The 252-nt window shown below is 69.0% G+C and carries 1 protein-coding gene; it reads right to left on the minus strand.

The window, feature by feature from the left end; genetic code table 11:
• A partial coding sequence (locus ADK41_RS14905; RefSeq protein ID WP_158717752.1) for a beta-ketoacyl synthase N-terminal-like domain-containing protein occupies positions 1-252 on the minus strand: 252 nt, incomplete at both ends.

A 252-nucleotide genomic window follows, 5' to 3' on the forward strand; every position in this document is an offset into this window, starting at 1 on the left:
CAGTGCAACGCCACCAACGACGACGAACACGCCGTGTCCACCGTCACCGCAGGACCCTCGAACCCGAACGTGTACGCCACACGGCCGGAAGCGATGCTGGGGGCGCTGCCGTTGCTGCGGAAGCCCTCGTACTGCTCGTCGGTGAGCAGGTTGCCGTAGTCGTTGTACATGACGCCGGCGAAGACGCCGGTCCGGCTGCCCCGCAGGGAGACCGGGTCCATCCCGGCCCGCTCGATCGCCTCCCACGTCGCC

The organism is Streptomyces caelestis (assembly GCF_001279005.1).
Taxonomy (GTDB): domain Bacteria; phylum Actinomycetota; class Actinomycetes; order Streptomycetales; family Streptomycetaceae; genus Streptomyces; species Streptomyces heliomycini.